This window comes from Sporomusaceae bacterium (assembly GCA_031460455.1).
Taxonomy (GTDB): Bacteria; Bacillota; Negativicutes; order Sporomusales; family UBA7701; genus Anaeroselena.
Genome location: JAVKTQ010000002.1, coordinates 40,431 through 58,327 on the forward strand (window position 1 = coordinate 40,431; position 17,897 = coordinate 58,327).

Here is a 17,897-nt window from a genome sequence, read left to right on the forward strand (position 1 = left end):
ATGGTTACGCGCTGGGAAGATATCGCCGGTCACGGCGAGGTAACAGCGATGCTGCGCAATATGCTTTCCTCGGGCCGGATGCCCCATGCCCTGCTGTTCGTGGGGCCGGCCGGCATCGGCAAGATGCTGGTGGCCCGGACGCTTGCGGCTGCGATTCTCTGCGGAGCCGGGGCCGAGCCGTGCGGCGAATGCCCGTCCTGCCGGCTGGTGGCGCAGGGCGCCCATCCCGATCTTGTAGTGCTGGCAGCCGAAGGGGCGAGTCTGAAAATCGACCAGATCAGGGCGCTGCAACACGAGGCGGCGCTCGCGCCATATTACGGCGCCGGCCGGGTTTTCCTGATCGAGGAGGCGGAAAGGCTGACGGTCCAGGCGGCCAACAGCCTGCTGAAGATTCTTGAGGAACCGCCGGCCGGGTCGGTGTTCATCCTGACGGCTGCTTCCCAGCACGCCATGTTGCCGACCGTCGTTTCCCGCTGCCGGGTATTCACGTTCCGGCCGCTGGCGCCGGAGGCTCTCGCCCGCCTGCTGGCGGCGAGGGGGGCGGACGGGACGCGGGCGGCGACGGCAGCCCGCCTGTCCGGGGGCCGGGTCGGCGAAGCGCTGGTTTTGCTGGCCGAAGGGGGCCTGGCGCTCAGGGACGCCGCGCTGGCCGTCGTGGTCGGCCTGCCGACCGGCGGGGCTTCGCTGGTATGGACGCAGGGTGCGGCGCTCGATAAACTGTCGGCGTCCGAGCTGACGGCATTTCTCCGCTACCTGAGCCAGGTGCTGCGCGATCTGCTTGTCATCGTCAGCGGCCGGGAGGAGCTGGCGCTCAACAGCGATGCGGCCGGCGAACTGCGCAGCGCCGCCGCCGACTGGGACGCCCCCCGCCTGGACGAGGCGCTTAGGGCGGTCCGGGATGCCGGGCGCGCGATAGAAGGAAACGCCAATACCCGCCTCACGCTTGAGGCGATGCTGATACATTTATTAGAAGCGGCAAGGGAGGGAACGCGATATGCAGACCGTCGTCGGAATACGGTTTAAGAAAGCTGGCAAGGTTTATTATTTTGACCCCGGACAGCTCAAGCTGGCGGAGAACGACCACGTGATCGTGGAGACTACGCGGGGGCTGGAGTTCGGCCGGGTGGTCATCGGCCCGCGCGAGGTGAAGGACGAGGATATCGTCGCTCCTCTGAAGCCGGTGCAGCGCAAGGCAACGCCCCAGGACGAGGCCAAGGTGCGCGACAACGAGGCTAAGGAGGCGGAAGCTTTCCGGGTCTGCCAGCAGAAGATCCAGGCCCACAGTCTGCCAATGAACCTGGTGGATGTCGAGTACACATTCGATGTGAACAAGATCATTTTTTATTTCACCGCCGAGGGCCGGATCGATTTCCGCGAGCTTGTCAAGGATCTGGCGGCAGTGTTCCGTACACGCATCGAACTGCGGCAGATCGGGGTGCGGGACGAGGCGAAGATGGTGGGCGGCATCGGCTGCTGCGGGCGGCCGCTGTGCTGTTCGACTTTCCTCGGCGATTTCGAGCCGGTGTCGATCCGCATGGCCAAGGACCAAAACCTGTCCCTCAATCCGACGAAGATTTCCGGCATCTGCGGCCGACTGATGTGCTGCCTGAAGTACGAGAGCGACTGCTACGGCTCGTGCTGCAAGAAGACGGCCGCCCCGGCGACGGGTCGCGAGGTGATGACGGTGGAGGGCGAAGGCAGGATCGTTGCCGTGAACGGCGCGAAGCGGACTGCGTCCGTCAGGTTGAAGGACGGCAAGATGCTGGATATTCCCTGGGAAGAGGTCGTGGAAAAAGAGGAAAATGGCAAATGAGCTTTTGCGTCCGGGCGAACGCCTGGACGATTTGCTAATCGGGGAGCTCAAGATCATCCAGCAGGCCGGCCAGTTCCGCTTTTCCCTCGACGCGGTGCTGTTGGCCCACTTTGCGACGGTGAAGCGGGGCGCGGCCGCGGTCGACCTGGGCGCGGGCACGGGAGTGCTGGGGTTGCTGCTGGCCGCGCGGGGCGCTAAGCGGGTGACGGGGGTGGAAATAAACCCCGATATGGTGGATATGGCCAACCGCAGCATTGCTGTCAACAGCCTGGGAGATCGTCTGGCGGTGGTGTGGGCCGATGTGCGGGCGATACCGGGCGGCTCCCTCCTGGAGGGGCGGAGCTGCGATTTGGTGGTCGCCAATCCCCCCTACCGGCCGCTGGGCGGCGGAGAGGTCAATCCCCGGGAGGAGCTGGCGTTGGCCCGCCACGAGATCGCCGGCGGGCTGGACGATTTTGCCAAGGCAGCAGCATTTCTTCTGAAGGAAAAAGGCCGCATGGCGATGGTGCACCTGCCGGAGCGGCTCGCCGATGTCGTCGGCGCGCTGCGGGGGGCGGGCGTCGAGCCAAAAAGGCTGAGGCTGGTGCACCCGGCTCCCGGCAAGGCGGCCAAGCTGCTACTGGCCGAAGGGGTGCGCGGCGCGCGGCCGGGCCTGACGGTGGAGCCGCCGCTTTATATTTACGGCGAAGACGGCCGCTACAGCGGGGAGATAATGGCTTATTACCGGGCGGGTGAATAGCATGGAGAAGAAAACCGGCACACTATACCTGTGCGCGACGCCGATCGGCAACCTGGAGGATATGACGTTCAGGGGCGTGAGGGTGCTGAAAGAGGCGGCCGTCATCGCCGCCGAGGATACCCGGCATACGCGGAAGCTGCTCAGCCATTTCGACATCCACACGCCGCTCGTCAGCTACCACGAGCACAACAAGGCGGCCCGCGGACCGGAACTGGTAGCCCGGCTGCTGGCCGGCGAGGATGTCGCAGTGGTCAGCGACGCAGGGCTGCCGGGGATTTCCGATCCGGGCGCCGATCTTGTGAGGCTGGCGCTGGCGGCGGGGGCGGCGGTGACGCCCGTGCCGGGGGCGAACGCGGCTCTTGCGGCGCTGGTGGCCTCCGGCCTCGATACTGGCATGTTCCTGTTTGTCGGTTTCCTGCCGAGGGTGGCCAAAAGGCGGCGCGAGCTTGTTGCTTCGCTGGCGGAGTTGCCGTATACCCTGATTTTCTACGAGTCGCCCCACCGGCTGGCGGTCACGCTGGCCGAACTGGCGGCGGCGTTCGGCGAGCGCCCGGCAGTTGTGGGCAGGGAGCTGACCAAAAAATTCGAGGAATTCGCCCGCGGGTCGTTGTCGGAGATCGGCAGCCGTTTTGCCGCGCAGGCGCCCCGCGGCGAGATTACGCTGGTGGTGGCGGGAGGCACGGGGAAGGCTGCGACGGCGCCGGCCGCGGCTCAGGAGGAGCCGGCGGCGGCGGTGGCGAAGCTGGTGGCCGCGGGGACTGCCAAGAAGGAGGCCATCAGGCGGGTGGCGACGGAACGTGGTTTGCCTCGCCGCGAGGTCTACCAGGCGGTCGTGGCGGCGGAGAAATAGGCCGCCGCCGTTTTCGACGGAAAAACAAAAAAAAGAGGCCTTTTCAGCCTCTTTTTCGCCAAACTCGGTATTTTAGACAGCCTTTTGTCCCATGGTGGCCATGCACTCTTTGCAGACGTTTTTGCCGCGGAAGTTGGTGATTTCGTCCGCATTACCGCAAAAAACGCAAGCAGGCTCGTATTTGCGGAGGATGATGCGGTCGTTGTCGACGTAGATTTCCAGCGCATCTTTCTCTTCGATATCAAGGGTCCGGCGGAGTTCGATGGGGATTACGACTCTTCCAAGTTCGTCCACTTTGCGTACGATGCCAGTTGATTTCATGTTCAGTTCTCCTTTCCTTTCAACACAATTCGACAAGAAATGTCTACCTAAATAATACCAGAAATTACAATGCTTGTCAACCCCTTGTTTTGACAATAAAACACATTTTTTCCAACAAATGATCATTTTTGTCGAAAGCTATTATTTGACATTGCTGGTCAATTTATCTATAATTGTTGAGAATACAAGCTTTCTCGCCCCTAAAGGCGCCAGAAAAATTTGTCGATAAGGAGTGCTAATATGTCCAAAAAAAATTTCTATATCACTACGCCGATCTATTATCCGAGCGATAAGCTGCATATCGGCCACGCTTACTGCACGACGGTGGCCGACGCGCTCGCTCGCTACAAACGGCTGGCCGGCTACGATGTTTTTTTTCTGACCGGGTCGGATGAACACGGGCAGAAGATTCAGCGCAAGGCCCAGGAGAATGGCGTTTCGCCGCAGGAGTATGTCGACAAGATCGTTGCGTCTTTTCGCCATTTATGGGAGAAGATGTCGATCTCCTATGACGATTTTATCCGTACCAGCGAAGCGCGCCATCACGAGGTCGTTCAGACGATTTTCCAGAAGATTTTCGACCAGGGCGATATCTACAAGGCGTCTTACGAAGGTTGGTACTGCACCCCCTGCGAGACTTTCTGGCTGGAGCGCCAACTCAGCGAGGGCAACTGCCCCGATTGCGGCCGGCCGGTGGAGTTGCTCAAGGAGGAGAGCTATTTTTTCCGGATGTCGAAATACCAGGAACGGCTGCTGGCTTACATAGAGGCTAACCCCGATTTCATCCAGCCGACGTCGCGCCGCAACGAGATGATCAATTTTATCAAGGGCGGCCTCGAGGATCTGTGCGTGTCCCGCACTACCTTCGATTGGGGCATCCCGGTGCCGTTCGACACCAAGCATGTGGTTTATGTATGGTTCGACGCCCTTACGAATTATATCACCGCTGCCGGATATCTGCAAGACCGTGGTAAATTTGCCAAGTATTGGCCGGCCGATATCCACCTCGTGGGCAAGGAGATCGTGCGCTTCCACGCGATCATCTGGCCGGTTATCCTGATGGCGCTGGGGGTCGAGCTGCCGAAGATGGTGTACGGCCACGGCTGGCTGGTGATGGAAGGGGACAAGATGTCGAAGTCCAAAGGCAACGTCATCGACCCGCTGGTGCTGATCGACGAGTTCGGCGCCGACGCTATCCGCTATTTTCTGCTGCGGGAGATAATGCTCGGCAGCGACGGCAACTTCTCGCGCACAGCCCTCATCAACCGCATCAACGCCGATCTGGCCAACGACCTCGGCAATCTGCTCCACCGCACGGTCAACATGGTGGGCCGCTTCAGCGGCGGCGTGGTGTTGGCCCCCGAGGCTCGGGAGGCGGTGGACGAGGAACTGGTGAGGCTGGCGCAGGATACGGCGGCCGAGTACGAGCGGGCGATGGAGCGGCTGGAGGTCAATGCTGCGATTAAGGCGGTGTGGGCGCTTATCGGCCGCGCCAACAAGTATATCGACGAAACCGGCCCATGGGCGCTTGCCAAGGATCCGGCCAAGAAGGGCCGCCTGAACACGGTGCTTTATAACTTATCCGAGGTGCTGAGGATCGTGGCTATCCTGATTTCGCCTTTTATGCCCGGTACGACGCCGCGCATCTGGCGGCAACTCGGACTGGCCGGCGACCCTGCTGCGGCGAGCCTGAACGACGCCCAGCGCTGGGGATTGCTGCCGGCGGGCACGAAGATGACGGCGCCGGAGGCGCTTTTCCCGCGCATCGAGGAGAAGGAGGAGGCGGAGAGCGAGGCTCAGCCGCCGGCCGCGCCGGTGAAGCCCGCCCTGCCGCTTCTGCCGGAGGTAAGTATCGAGGAGTTTGCGAAGATGGATCTCCGTACCGCCAGGGTGCTGGCGGCCGAGAAGGTCGAGAAGGCCGATAAGCTGCTGAAGCTGACGGTCGACCTCGGCGGCGAGGAGCGGACGATCATCTCCGGCATTTCCCAGCATTATGCGCCTGGCGACCTCGTGGGCAAGGATGTGGTGATGATCGTCAACCTGAAGCCGGCCAAGATCCGCGGCATCGAATCGCGGGGGATGGTGCTGGCGGCGGTGAACGGCGATAAGCTGGCGCTGGTGACGGCGCCCGGGATGGAACCCGGCAGCAAGGTTAGGTAGCATATAAGTGGGAGGCTGTCCATAACGCCCAGCTGCTTCGTTGCTCCTCGGCTGCCATCCTCAGCGTACGTTCGTGTACGCTTCCGGTGTCAGCCTCCGGTGCGCCTTGCATCTGGGACGTTCTGAACAGCCTCCGGCATTTCATGGAGGTTTTTATGCTATTCGATTCTCATGCCCATTTGGACGATAAGAGGTTTAACGACGACCGCGACGAGGTGGTTGCAAGGGCGGCGGACGGCGGCCTTGTCGGGATATTGAACGCCGGCGCGGATATGTTCTCGTCGGCGCGCGCGGTGGAGCTGGCGGCAAAGCACGCTATCGTCTGGGCGGCGGTGGGCATTCACCCCCATGACGCCAAGGAAGCCCGCGAGGAGGATTACGGCAAGCTGGCGCAGTGGTGCGCCCTGCCCAAGGTGGTGGCGGTGGGCGAGATCGGCCTCGATTACCACTACGATTTTTCGCCTCGCGAGGTGCAGCGGGCGGTATTCATCCGTCAGCTCGACCTGGCCCGCCAGGTGAATAAACCGATAATAATCCACGACCGCGAGGCTCACGCCGATGTGCTGGCGACCGTAAAACGGGAAGGCAAGGGGCTTGCCGGGGTGTTCCACTGCTTTTCTGGCAGCGTGGAGATGGCCCGCGAGGTGCTGAAGCTGGGGTTCTACGTCTCGGTGGCCGGACCGGTGACGTTCGCCAACGCCCACAAGCTGCACGAGGTGGTGAGGGCGGTGCCGCTGGATCGCCTGCTGGTCGAGACGGATTGCCCGTATCTGACGCCCGAGCCGTTCCGGGGCCGGCGCAACGAGCCGGCTCATGTACGCTATGTTGCCGAGAAGGTGGCCGGGCTGCTGGGTATGGAGGCGGAGGCTCTGGCGGCGGCGACGACGGAGAATACCAAGCGGTTGTTCGGGATTGCGTAAAAAAAGTTGCCTACGGGCAGCTTTTTTAATTTGAACGGAGAAGATGTCTTTGAGGGTGCGGAGGTCGAAGATGTGTGTGCGGATTCTGCTTAAAGGCGGCGGCAGGATAGAGGGCGCCGACAGGGAATAATATTATCACATGTTGTTGCACGGGGGAGGACACGACGGTGATCAAGAAGGAACTGCTGGAGTTTTTGTACGAGAGCGCTCATATCCAGCGCTGGAATGACCATATGCGCCCCAAAGGCGGGTTCACCGAACTCGATAAGCAGGCCCATAAGATGATTATCGCTTATGTCCTCGCGAAGCACGAGATCGAGGATCGCAAGGCGCCGGTGAGCTGGCGGCGGCTGATCGAGGGGGGCATGTTCGAGTTTTTGCACCGCGTGAGGGTGACGGATATTAAGCCGCCGGTATTCCATGAGCTGATGGCCAGGCACGGCGCTGAGCTGAACCGCTGGGTGCTGGACAAGCTGCAGGACAAGGTCGATTCGCTGGCCGGGGATTTCGCCGCCAATTTCAGCCGCTACCTATCCGAGCCTGGATACGCGGCGACGGAGAAGAAGATTCTCAGGGCGGCCCATTATCTGGCGACCGACTGGGAGTTCCAGATGATCTATCAGCTGAATTCCCATCTCTACGGGGTGGAGGAGACCAAGACGCGGATCGCCAACGAACTGGAGGAGCACTTCGATCTGGTTGGGGTGCAGAAGATCGGTCTGGGCCGCAAGACGCGCCATTTCATCGATCTGGTGGGCCAGCTTCGCTTCCAGCAGCGCTGGGCGCAGTCGCCGCGGGTGCCGGAGACATCGGTGATGGGCCATATGCTGATCGTGGCCATGCTGGCGTATTTCTGCTCACTGGAGGTAGGGGCTTGTGAGGCGCGCCTGGTCAACAACTATTTCGCCGGCCTTTTCCACGACTTGCCGGAGGTGTTGACCCGCGATATTATTTCGCCGGTGAAAAGCTCGGTGACCGGGCTGGACGAGCTTATAAAGGAGATCGAAACGCGGCAGGTGGCTCAGAAGCTTTTCCCGCTGTTGCCGGACGGTTGGCACCAGGAAATCAGGTATTACATGGAGGATGAATTCGACAACAAGGTCATGGTGGACGGCAGGGTGGAGAAAGTGGCGGGCCGGGATATCGGCACCAGTTACAACGAAGACCGGTTCTCGCCGATCGACGGGGAGATGATCAAAGCCTGCGATCACTTAGCGGCCTATATCGAGGCGTCGTTGTCGATTGCCCACGGTATCACGTCGCGGCCTCTCCGGGACGGCGTCCAGGCTCTTTATGCGCGATATGAAAACCGCCGCGAGGTGGCGGGGGTCGATTTTGGTCGGATGTTCGACTGTTTCCGCAATCCTTAGGGGGAGAGGCGCTCCGAAGGAGAATAACTTGAAGGGAGGAGAAGGCTGCGGGTTCTGAGAATTATTTACGACTGTCGGTAGATTAGAAGCTGGTTAACCGGGTTTGTTTTGTTTGATAATATTTGTGGGGGGAATCTCAAATGGCAGAAGAGCTGACGGGCAGCGAGATTATCGATATGTTCGCCAAGATCGCGCCGTACCTCAACGATGTGTTGGCTACCGACGTGGGCGTGACCATCGCCCGCGACGGCAAGTATGCCCTGTACATTCCGGCGTCCGATCTCGACCTTAAGACGAAAGTCGGCGAGCCGGTGCTGGCCGGCGCGACCAAACAGGCTTTGGAGACCGGTAAGCAGGTGGTGAAGCTGATTACGAAGGAGAAGTCGTCTTACGGTGTGGCCTATGTCGCCAACGCGATGCCTTTCAAGGACGGCAACCGGGTGGCCGGCTGTGTGACGACTACCCAGAGTGTCAATGCGCTCGACAAGGTTACTTCGATTTCCGGCGAGCTTGCGGCGTCGTCCGAGGAACTGACCGCCGGGATGGAGGAACTGGCCAGCCGGGCGGTGGAAGTGTCGCACGCATGTAAGCGCCTGGACGAGCTGGGTAGAAATCTGTCATCGGCGGCTCAGCAGACAGACGAGATTGTCGCTTTCATCCGCAATGTGGCCGGGCAGACCAACCTGCTGGGTCTGAACGCGGCAATCGAGGCGGCGCGCGTGGGCGATGCCGGGCGTGGCTTCGGCGTGGTGGCCGAGGAGGTGCGCAAGCTGGCCGAAGTGAGCGGCGACTCGGTGAAGCGCATCGCCGGCTCACTGAGCAATATCCGGGCGGCCATCCATACTTTGTCGCAGGAGATCGACGTAATCGACCAAAGTGTCGGCGGCCAGACGTCGGGTATCGACGAGATGGCCAAGGCCAGTCAGGCGCTGGCGATGATGGCCACCCAACTTTCCGGGGCGGCCAGGGAGATGTATCAGATTACCGATTGAGAGAATATGTCTGACGGGGCCGGCTTTTGCCGGCCCCGTCAGACTGTCGATAAAGCCCCATCTGCGGCGTTGCTCCTCAGAGCGCTTGCTTGCGTACGCCCCAAAGTACGCGGCGCGGCGCGCTCTTCCGGTGCGCCTTGCATCTGGACCTTTCTCAACAGTCTGACTTTGTCTACAAGCTGACGGGGCCGGCTTTTGCCGGCCCCGTTTTCGCTTTGTGAAGTATAAAATCCGCCTGTTTCGGGGATAACTTGACTAGGGGAGGAAAACAATGGTATGTTTGACACCCGGCAACCTGCTATGGTATAATTTACGAACCTGGAAAGGGGGAAGTGAATGAGTGGCTTAAAAACCATAAGTTTACGTAAGCTTGGGGCCAATCTTGATAGGGGCAGGACGCTGCTTGTCGTTGCTCTTATCATAACATCGCTGGTGATTACAGGAGCTGTCTGGGCAAGCAAAAACGTTGTTGTTGTGGCCGACGGCAAGAGGACCACCATATATACTGTCCATGATAATCCCGAAGATATTTTGCGCCAGACGGGAATTTATCTCGCCAGCAAGGACGAGTTCCGGATGTCTACCGCCAAGGTGACGGAGGGAACGGTTCTCACGGTTTACCGGGCTGTTCCGGTAGAGGTGATTTTCAAAGACCGCACGCGGGTTGTGCTTACCGGCCAGCCCACTGTGGGCGAGGTGGCGGCCAGCCTGGGATACGGTCCCGGCCACGGCCGCACGGAGCCCGCCGAGTCGACGCCTGTACAGCCGATGATGAAGTTGCGGATTATTTCGCTGACGGAGAGCCTGGTTACCCGCAAGGTGCCGGTCCCGCCGCCGGTGGTCCGCCAGCCTGACGGCACGCTGGAACGGGGCCTGGAAGAGGTTCTTGATGAAGGCGAGGAAGGCCTGAAGGAGGCTACCGTAAAGCTGCATTACGAAGATGGCGCCCAAACGGCCACCACTACGGTGACGGAAAAGGTGCTGTTGGAGCCCAAGCCGCAGATTCTGCGGGTGGGTACCCGCGAGACGGTTAGTACGTCGCGGGGAACGATGCGCTTTAAGAGAGTGTATTCGATGGAGGCGACGGCTTATCTGCCTACCGACGGCGGCGGCCACGGGATTACGGCCAGCGGCCTCGCGGCCCGGCACGGCATCGTGGCGGTCGATCCGTCCGTCATCCCGCTCGGCACCCGCGTTTATGTGCCCGGTTACGGGCTGGCGCTGGCGGCCGATACCGGCAGCGCGATCATCGGCAACAGAATCGACCTGTGCATCGAAGATTATAACACCGCCTGGCGTTTTGGGCGGCAGACGGTCAAGGTGTACGTACTGGCCGATTAAGCAGGGTTCAGAAGGGGTAAATCCGCAGGGGTTTACCCCAATATTTTGCCGATCCGGGGGAAGAATAGCTTTGTCAGGCGGGGAGTGAAGACGTGATCCGGGAAGTGATCGTGGTCGAAGGCAAGAAAGACGTGGCGGCGGTAAAACGGGCCGTGGAGGCGGAATGCCTGGTGACGGGCGGGTTTAGCCTCTCCCGGCATCTGCTCGCGCAGATCGAGGCTGCTTACGGCCGCAGCGGCATTATCATCCTTACCGATCCGGACAGCGCCGGCGAACGGATTCGCAAGGTGTTGTCCGCGCGTTTTCCGGCGGCCAAGCACGCGTTTGTGCCGCGGGAGGCGGCTACCGCCGCCGACGATATAGGCATCGAGCGGGCGTCGGCGGAGGCGATTAGGGCAGCGCTGGCGAAGGCCCGTTGCCATGAATGGCAGCCGCAGGCGGTATTCGCGATGGAGGATTTGCATGCCGCGGGGCTGGCGGCGTCGCCTGCGGCCGCCGCGAGACGGGCCGCGCTTGGGGAAACGCTCGGGATCGGCTATGCCAACGCCAAGACTTTTTTACGCCGTCTTAACAATTACGGGGTGACGAGGGCGGAATTTTCGGCAGCGGCGGCTGCGATGGAGGCCGGAGATGCTTAAACCGCGGATTGCAAAACGCGAGGTTACGCTTCACATTTTGCGGGCTTTCGGTCTGCATGCCAGTAAGCGGCTGGGGCAGAACTTTCTTGTGGATGAGACGGTGGTGGACAGGATTGTGGCTGCTGCCGGCGTGGCTCCGGGGGACGCGGTGCTGGAGATCGGCCCCGGTATCGGTACGCTTACCCAGGGACTGCTTGAGGCTGGGGGAACGGTGGTGGCGGTGGAGCTCGACCGGCGCCTGGTGGAGGTACTGGCCGATACGCTGGCCGGGTACGACGCTTTGCGCGTGGTGCACGGCGATATCCTAAAAACTGATATTTCCCGGGAAATGCCGACATCGCCTTTCAAGGTTGTCGCCAATCTGCCGTATTATATCACGACTCCTATTCTGATGGGTATTTTGGAGCAGCGTCTGCCGGTATCGGTGCTGGTGACGATGGTCCAGAAGGAGGTGGCCGAGCGGATGGTGGCCGCCCCCGGCGGCAAGGATTACGGGGCGCTGTCGGTGGCGGTGCAGTACTATACTGCGCCTGAGATCGCTTTTTTCGTGCCGCCGCGCTCTTTTATCCCGGCGCCGGCGGTCGAGTCTGCGGTCATCCGCTGTGTTGTCCGCTCAGAGCCGCCAGTGGCGTTGGCGAGCGAGGCGACTTTTTTTCGGGTGGTGAAGGCGGCGTTCGCTCAGCGGCGCAAGACGCTGGCAAACGGGCTCAAGGCGGCCGGGCTGGCGGCGGCAGACACTGCGGCGGTATTGGCCGCGGCCGGCATCGACGGCGGCCGGCGGGGAGAGACGCTGTCGCTGGCCGAGTTCGCCGCGGTGGCGAACGCGTGGGAAGATAATAAAAACGGCCGCTCGCTATGAGCGGCCGTTTTCGCTGAGAAACAGGTCTAGCAGGTCAAACCGCCTTTCGCTGTGATAGCCCAGGTAGGTCGAGTTTTGCCACTGGCGGGTGCGGGGCTCGCCACGGAAGACGGCGATGGCCTCTAGGCAGTCGCCGACGATGGTGTCGATGATTTTGTTGGTGTGGATCTGGTTTTTGATGGAGGACCCCAAACGGTAATGGGGGATGGTGGTCGCGACGTCAAGACGGAGCTTGGCCTGCCTGGCCAGGGCCATGACCACGGGGGGGACGGCGATTTCCCGGACGGGGATGGTTTCCAGAAGGCGCCGTGATACGGCATGAGGGCCGTGGGCTGTAGAGGCCAGGCCGATTTTTTTTTCCAGGCCGAGTTCTTTGTTGAGGTTGAGTCGCCACTGGAAGGTGGGATTATACCGTTCGATATGGCGGGGCGGGGAAGGATAGCAGTTGGTGAGGGCAAGGTCGAGATGTTTGAGGGTTATCCCTTCGGCCAATTCCATCAGGTTTTCGTTGAAGGTTCCCACCATGTCGCCGTCGACGAAGGCGACAACGTCGCTGCCGAGAGACAACGCCACTTTTGCGCCGATGGCCCGGGGAACGTCAATGCCCAGGCAATCGTGGAAGTAGATGATCTGGAGCTTGGGGAGGCGGAGGTTGAGAATTTCGCGCATTGTCGCGTCTTTGGATCCGTTGGCGATCACGATGATGTGGTCCACCGGCAATGTGCCCAGATTCTGCAGAACGGTAGCGATGCGGCCTGCTTCGTTTCGTGCGGGGACAACCACGCTGATCAAGCGCCATCACCTCGGTGGGACTAGTGCGGCAGAGCCCTCTTCGGCTTTACTACAGTATATTGGCGGACAAGAAGCTTTGCCACTTGTCCGCCGGGGGAAAATAAACCCTTTGCAGGCGGCTTGTCTGTCCCCGGTGGCAAACGCCCGGCATGCCACATAGTATGTAATAATCGGGGGAGGGATGAGCGTGCCGGAATTAGCGGTGGGCGATTTGGTAATCCGCAGATCGCACGGCGGCGATATCGTGTTCAAGGTCATGGGGCTGGAAAACGATGAGCAGGGGCGCACGGTATATACGCTGCGCGGGCTGCACCTCAGACTGCTGGCGGATGCGCCGCCGGACGATCTTGAAAGGGTGGACGCCGAACATCTGAAACAGGAAATTATCCGCAACGAAAACGTGCATAATGACTCGATGCGTCGGGTGATGATGCGCCGCAGCCAGGAGTTCGAGCAGCGGGAGTTCAGCAGAGCCGAACCGACAAAAAAGTACGCATTTTTTGACGTTCCCGGCCGGGTGCTGCATATCGACGGCGACGAGGATTATCTCAAGATGTGCCTTAAGACTTACGGCCAGCTCAACATCGAGGCCGAGGGCCGCTATATCGAGGAAGATAAGCAGCCGGACGCCCTGCTGGCGCTTTTGAAAGAGTACCGGCCGGATATTTTGGTGGTGACGGGGCACGATGCGCTGATCGGCGGCGGGAAGAAGGGCTTCAGGGATATCAACAATTACCGGACGTCGAAGTATTTCGTGCGCTCTTCCCAGATAGCCAGGGAATTTCAGCCTTCCCTGGACGATCTGGTGATTTTCGCGGGTGCGTGTCAGTCGTATTTCGAGGCGATCTTGGCGGCGGGGGCCAATTTCGCAAGTTCGCCGACGAGGATATTCATCCACGCTTACGACCCGGTGTTTATCGCCGAGAAGGTGGCGTTTACGCCGATCGGCAAGACTGTGGATGTAAACGATGCGATCACGGCTTCGGTGACCGGGGCTGAAGGGGTAGGGGGAGTGGAGACTCGCGGCAAGTTTCGGCTGGGAATGCCGAAATCGCCGTATTAGAGGCGGGGGCGCGGCGGGGCTGCGCCCTTTTGGTTTGTACCGGCCGGGGACAGGCAGCCGGCTGGTAGGGATTCGGCTTGACGAGGGAGAATGTAGTAGACAGGTAAACTGCACGGAAGAGGGGGTGAGCGGGCGTGAAAAGGCTGATGAGGGTGGTGCTGCTGTGCCTGCTGGCGGCGGCTGTTGCGATGGCTCCGGGCGGCGCCGCCGAAGGCGCTTCGCACGGGCAGGCCCTTACCGCCGACGAGGAGCAGGCGGTCGAACTGCTGAATGCCGACCGGAGCGCGCAGGGATTGCCGCCGCTGCGGGTTAACCTGACCGTGGCCGCTCTAGCGCGGGAATATGCCCAGGATATGATCGACCGGCGCTATTTTTCCCATGTGAGTCCGGAGGGTGAGACGTTTACCGACCGATTGGCCCGGTATGGCGTCGCATTCCGCAGCGCCGGCGAGAATCTGGGAATGCACGGCAGCGTGGCCGCCGCCGAGCGTATGCTGATGAACAGCCCCGCTCACCGGGCTAACATTCTTGGCAAGGATTTCGCCGAGGTGGGTATCGGCGTACGCACCGCCGCCGACGGTTCGGTATTTGTCGTGCAGGTGTTCGTGGGCTGGTGAGCACAGATGTCTTTATAGCGAGTACGGAACGCGACGGGAGAGCGGCTTTGCAAACATTACCACTGTTATGTTAACAGGATATTGCCCCGTCGGCGAGAATATATATGGCAGACTAGTCGGGAAGTTTGACATGACGTGGCCTGTCCTTATTTCTTCAAATTAGAAAGGCAGGTTGCATATGGGAAAAAAGCGATGGACCAGGTTGTTGATGACGGGTTTTGTGGCCTTTTCTCTGGTTAGTACTTCCCTGGGGGGCGCCTTCGCCACCGCCGCACAGGCGGCGACAGCGGAGAAGGCGGCTCAGGATTCAGGCGGCGATACGAAGGCGATCATCGGCGGCATAGCGGCTCTCGGCCTGATAGCCATGCTGGCGAAAGGCGGCGACAGCTCCGGCGGCACACCCGCTCCCAAGAATCCGGCTCCGGTATCCACGCCGGCGCCAGCCCCGAAACCGGTTCCGAAACCGACCCCAAAACCGGCTCCGGCTCCCAAACCGACCCCGAGCCCCAGCCCGAGTTCGTCGGGGGTTGCGGCGGATGAGCAGAAGGCTTTAGCGCTTCTCAACGCCGACCGGGCGGCCCAAGGCCTGCCCGCTGTCCGTTTGAACGGGAAGTTGGCCGCTTTGGCCGGGGATTATGCCCAGGACATGATTAACCGCAACTTCTTCGCTCACAACAACCCCGAAGGGAAGACGCCTTTCGACCGGATGCGGGAGCGGGGCATCAGCTTCGGCTACGCCGGCGAGAATCTGGCCATCAACACGAGCGTGGCCGGCGCCGAGCAGGCGTTCATGAACAGCCCCGGTCACCGCGCGAATATCCTGAACCCCCGCTATACCCAGGTGGGGATAGGGGTGCGCTACAGCCGTAGCGGTTCGGTGTACGTGGTGCAGGAATTCACTGACGGCTGATTACATGTGACAAAGAGGCAAAGCATTTATGCTTTGCCTCTTTGCTTTGATATGAAGGATTGCCGGGACCGTTTAAAACCCTTCAGATGCAAGGCGTACCCGAGGACGCGCCGCGACGCGTACACGAACGTACGCTAGCCAGCGCCCGGAGGGGCAAGTGCGCGGTTCTTGGCGCTTTAGCGCCTAGAACCGCGGCCTGCCCTTTACGGGTACGAAGCAGATGGAGGGTTATCAACGGTCCCCTTGTTTTGAGCCAAGGCTACCGGCATTTGGGGCACACGCCGTGGTGCCCGTAGTAGTCAAACTCCGTGCCGCAACGGCAGCAGATTTTGTACAGGCGATAGGTGCAGATTTTGTACATTTTGTAGTACGTCTTGTAGGTTTTGACGCATTCCTTGCTTGTTTTGCATTTGATCTTCGGCATTGCGCCTTCGCCGCACTCAAAGTCGTAGCAGCCGTCGTCTTCCATGCAGCCATATCCCCACTTGGGGTCGTCCTGGCAGTATATGCCGGCGCCGCAACAATTGCCGTACATCGCTCTGCGGTCATAGTCTTTCACCAAGCCACTCCCCCCATCTGATGTCGTCCGTTTTTCCAAAGCGGTTCTGTTATATTGTATGTTGCGGCGGGTAAAAGTGTTATGTTCTCTTGCGGCGTCAGGGTTGGCCGTTTTGCGGCCGCCGGCGGCGGCGGCAAATTTACCGCGTCAGCCCCGGAGAGCGCTTTTTTTGTCACATAAGACAAAATGCAGGCATATATATAACTAGAAAACACAAAGGGGGGAATATGTGTGGACGATAAAAACTTGCGGCAGACGGTTAGTGCCTCGTCCGTAGGTACGACCATGGCGGTACCGGCTGGCAAGTGCACGCTGGGCGTTCAGGCGGGACCGATAATTGTGCGGCAGGTTATCGGCGAGGTTGAAAAGCAGAAGGTTCTCGATATCAATGTGGTAGTTCCGCCCGAAAAACCGGCCATCGAGCAGATAATCGACGTTTTCGTGAAAGATGTGGATGTCAACAGCGTCGACGTTATTACCGACAAGGTCATCGTTCGCGGCGATCTTGAGGTCAAGGCCATCTATGTAGCCGATCAGCCCGATCAGGCGGTGCATGCTGTCGAGATCAAGCACATCAAGTGGACACAGGATATTGAGATTGTCGGCGCCCGCAAGGGGATGGACGCCGAGGCCAGTGTCGTGGTGGAATTCGTCGATTACGATGTCGAAGAACACTCCCACGCCCACCGCGCGAAGTACGGCAATATGAAGAAGTGGCATGACGACGATGAGTGCGACGACGATGACGATCACGACAACGACAATTGCGACGACGAGTGCGATCACCACCACCACTGTCGCGATCTGCGCGACTTCGACGTGTCTGTGGTGCTGAAGATTACCGCCAAGGTGCTTACCGACCGCGAGGTGCAGATCGGAGCGGCGATGCCGACGACACCCAAGGGCTAAAAGGGTTCCATACTCCAGGAGAAGGGGGGAAGACAATGGCTGACAAGAAAAGACAGAGCTCCAACTCGACCTCCGCGACGTCGGAAACCGTCATGGTGACTACTGGCAACACGACGGTGGAAAGCGCCGAGCTGGTGTGCGGCTGCCCTGAGCCCGGTCCGGCAACGATCCAGGTGGAACAGGTTTTGGGCGCCAATATGGAGCAACGGGTCGTGGAATTCGATATGGTCGTTCCAGATCCGAAACCCAGTATCGAGCAGGTAATAGACGTATTCGTCAAGGATGTCTGCATCAAGAGTGTCGATGTTATTCCAAACAAGATTATCGTCCGCGGCAAACTGGAAGTCAAGGTGCTGTATGTAGCCGATCTGCCCAGCCAGCCGGTTCACGCCTTCGAGCGGGAGCAGCGCTGGACGAGGGATATTGTAGTTGAAGGCGCCATGCCGGATATGAAGGCGACCGCCGACGTACTGGTGGAGTATGTAGACTATGACTTCCACCGGCGCCATAACGACCGGAAGGTACACATAACCATCGTACTTAAAGTGTGGACCAGGGTGGTAACGACCACTGAGATGGATGTTTACGCTCTTTCGCCGATCGATGAGGTCGGGGTGGTGGAGGTGACTTCGGCCAGCGCGGCCGATGCGTTGGCTTCCGGGAGTGTGACGTCGACGGGCAACGTTTTCGTCACCGGCCCGGGTGTAGAGCCGACGGCGGGGGTGAGCATGGGGGTCAGCGGCACGGCGACAGTTACGGGAACTAAGGTCAATGTCCGCACAGGCCCCGGCACGAATTTCCCGGTCGTCACCCAGGTAAATACCAACGACGTGGTGACGCTGAAGGATCAGGCGTTCGGCTGGTACCGGGTGGTGCTGAGCGACGGTTCGACCACGGGCTGGATCGCCGGGTGGCTTCTGAGCGTGGGCGCGGCCGCAGGGACGCCGAAGGGTTAACAAGAACGGGCCACGGTTATTGCCGTGGTCTTTTATTTTGGCTCAGAGCGCCAAAGGAGGATATTTTGCCGCCGCCGGGGAAATTTGC

Annotated in this window: 19 protein-coding genes; 16 read left to right on the forward strand and 3 right to left on the reverse strand. The window is 60.3% G+C overall.

All coding sequences use genetic code 11. The annotated features are described in order from the left end of the window. The 4 genes from holB to rsmI are packed head-to-tail and all read left to right on the forward strand — an operon-like array spanning nucleotide 1 to nucleotide 3,402. On the forward strand, nucleotides 1-1,023 hold the full coding sequence (gene holB / locus RIN56_04725) for a DNA polymerase III subunit delta' (protein ID MDR7866099.1): 1,023 nt from the start codon (nucleotides 1-3) through the stop codon (nucleotides 1,021-1,023). Continuing rightward, nucleotides 995-1,813 (forward strand): stage 0 sporulation family protein, encoded by an 819-nt coding sequence (locus RIN56_04730; protein MDR7866100.1) that lies wholly within the window; start codon nucleotides 995-997, stop codon nucleotides 1,811-1,813. Before holB ends, RIN56_04730 begins: the two co-directional genes overlap by 29 nt. After that, nucleotides 1,803-2,552 carry a tRNA1(Val) (adenine(37)-N6)-methyltransferase gene (locus RIN56_04735; GenBank protein MDR7866101.1) on the forward strand — a complete coding sequence of 250 codons (750 nt, stop codon included), beginning with the start codon at nucleotides 1,803-1,805 and terminating at the stop codon, nucleotides 2,550-2,552. The genes RIN56_04730 and RIN56_04735 overlap by 11 nt, the downstream gene beginning before the upstream one ends. A 1-nt stretch (nucleotide 2,553) precedes the next feature. After that, nucleotides 2,554-3,402 carry a 16S rRNA (cytidine(1402)-2'-O)-methyltransferase gene (rsmI, locus tag RIN56_04740; protein ID MDR7866102.1) on the forward strand — a complete coding sequence of 283 codons (849 nt, stop codon included), beginning with the start codon at nucleotides 2,554-2,556 and terminating at the stop codon, nucleotides 3,400-3,402. 72 nt (nucleotides 3,403-3,474) lie between these two features. Here rsmI and RIN56_04745 read toward each other — a convergent pair whose 3' ends face one another. Next, nucleotides 3,475-3,729, reverse strand: a complete 255-nt coding sequence (locus RIN56_04745; protein MDR7866103.1) for an AbrB/MazE/SpoVT family DNA-binding domain-containing protein — start codon at nucleotides 3,727-3,729, stop codon at nucleotides 3,475-3,477. Between the two features lie 234 nt (nucleotides 3,730-3,963). On the opposite strand from RIN56_04745, the gene metG reads away from it, so the two are divergent. The 7 genes from metG (at nucleotide 3,964) to rsmA (ending at nucleotide 12,003) form a co-directional block, all read left to right on the forward strand. After that, nucleotides 3,964-5,883, forward strand: a complete 1,920-nt coding sequence (gene metG / locus RIN56_04750) for a methionine--tRNA ligase (protein MDR7866104.1) — start codon at nucleotides 3,964-3,966, stop codon at nucleotides 5,881-5,883. Between the two features lie 155 nt (nucleotides 5,884-6,038). Next, the gene (locus tag RIN56_04755; GenBank protein MDR7866105.1) at nucleotides 6,039-6,803 is read left to right on the forward strand and encodes a TatD family hydrolase; all 765 of its coding nucleotides are present in this window, start codon (nucleotides 6,039-6,041) and stop codon (nucleotides 6,801-6,803) included. Nucleotides 6,804-6,970: 167 nt separating this feature from the next. Beyond that, nucleotides 6,971-8,173, forward strand: coding sequence for an HD domain-containing protein (locus RIN56_04760; protein ID MDR7866106.1), 1,203 nt, complete (start codon nucleotides 6,971-6,973; stop codon nucleotides 8,171-8,173). 140 nt (nucleotides 8,174-8,313) lie between these two features. Further along, complete coding sequence (locus RIN56_04765) at nucleotides 8,314-9,165, forward strand: methyl-accepting chemotaxis protein (protein MDR7866107.1); 852 nt, start codon at nucleotides 8,314-8,316, stop codon at nucleotides 9,163-9,165. A 336-nt stretch (nucleotides 9,166-9,501) separates the two neighbouring features. Beyond that, on the forward strand, nucleotides 9,502-10,506 hold the full coding sequence (locus RIN56_04770) for a G5 domain-containing protein (GenBank protein MDR7866108.1): 1,005 nt from the start codon (nucleotides 9,502-9,504) through the stop codon (nucleotides 10,504-10,506). Nucleotides 10,507-10,598: 92 nt separating this feature from the next. Next, nucleotides 10,599-11,144 carry a ribonuclease M5 gene (gene rnmV / locus RIN56_04775; GenBank protein MDR7866109.1) on the forward strand — a complete coding sequence of 182 codons (546 nt, stop codon included), beginning with the start codon at nucleotides 10,599-10,601 and terminating at the stop codon, nucleotides 11,142-11,144. Then, nucleotides 11,137-12,003, forward strand: a complete 867-nt coding sequence (rsmA, locus tag RIN56_04780) for a 16S rRNA (adenine(1518)-N(6)/adenine(1519)-N(6))-dimethyltransferase RsmA (protein MDR7866110.1) — start codon at nucleotides 11,137-11,139, stop codon at nucleotides 12,001-12,003. Before rnmV ends, rsmA begins: the two co-directional genes overlap by 8 nt. Here the strand turns inward: rsmA and RIN56_04785 are convergent. Then, nucleotides 11,998-12,786 carry a glycosyltransferase family A protein gene (locus RIN56_04785; GenBank protein ID MDR7866111.1) on the reverse strand — a complete coding sequence of 263 codons (789 nt, stop codon included), beginning with the start codon at nucleotides 12,784-12,786 and terminating at the stop codon, nucleotides 11,998-12,000. The genes rsmA and RIN56_04785 overlap by 6 nt on opposite strands. A gap of 190 nt (nucleotides 12,787-12,976) precedes the next feature. Here RIN56_04785 and yabG point away from each other — a divergent pair, with 190 nt between their 5' ends. The 3 genes from yabG (at nucleotide 12,977) to RIN56_04800 (ending at nucleotide 15,385) form a co-directional block, all read left to right on the forward strand. Then, the gene (gene yabG / locus RIN56_04790; GenBank protein MDR7866112.1) at nucleotides 12,977-13,858 is read left to right on the forward strand and encodes a sporulation peptidase YabG; all 882 of its coding nucleotides are present in this window, start codon (nucleotides 12,977-12,979) and stop codon (nucleotides 13,856-13,858) included. A 134-nt stretch (nucleotides 13,859-13,992) separates the two neighbouring features. Next, a complete protein-coding gene (locus RIN56_04795) occupies nucleotides 13,993-14,475 on the forward strand; it encodes a CAP domain-containing protein (protein ID MDR7866113.1) in 483 nt (160 codons plus the stop codon). Nucleotides 14,476-14,683: 208 nt separating this feature from the next. After that, nucleotides 14,684-15,385 carry a CAP domain-containing protein gene (locus tag RIN56_04800; protein ID MDR7866114.1) on the forward strand — a complete coding sequence of 234 codons (702 nt, stop codon included), beginning with the start codon at nucleotides 14,684-14,686 and terminating at the stop codon, nucleotides 15,383-15,385. Nucleotides 15,386-15,644: 259 nt separating this feature from the next. Here the strand turns inward: RIN56_04800 and RIN56_04805 are convergent, their stop codons facing one another. After that, a complete protein-coding gene (locus tag RIN56_04805; GenBank protein MDR7866115.1) occupies nucleotides 15,645-15,944 on the reverse strand; it encodes a hypothetical protein in 300 nt (99 codons plus the stop codon). Nucleotides 15,945-16,175: 231 nt separating this feature from the next. Here RIN56_04805 and RIN56_04810 point away from each other — a divergent pair, with 231 nt between their 5' ends. Next, nucleotides 16,176-16,853 carry a DUF3794 domain-containing protein gene (locus RIN56_04810; protein MDR7866116.1) on the forward strand — a complete coding sequence of 226 codons (678 nt, stop codon included), beginning with the start codon at nucleotides 16,176-16,178 and terminating at the stop codon, nucleotides 16,851-16,853. Between the two features lie 35 nt (nucleotides 16,854-16,888). Continuing rightward, complete coding sequence (locus tag RIN56_04815; protein ID MDR7866117.1) at nucleotides 16,889-17,809, forward strand: DUF3794 domain-containing protein; 921 nt, start codon at nucleotides 16,889-16,891, stop codon at nucleotides 17,807-17,809. Nucleotides 17,810-17,897: the final 88 nt, after the last annotated feature.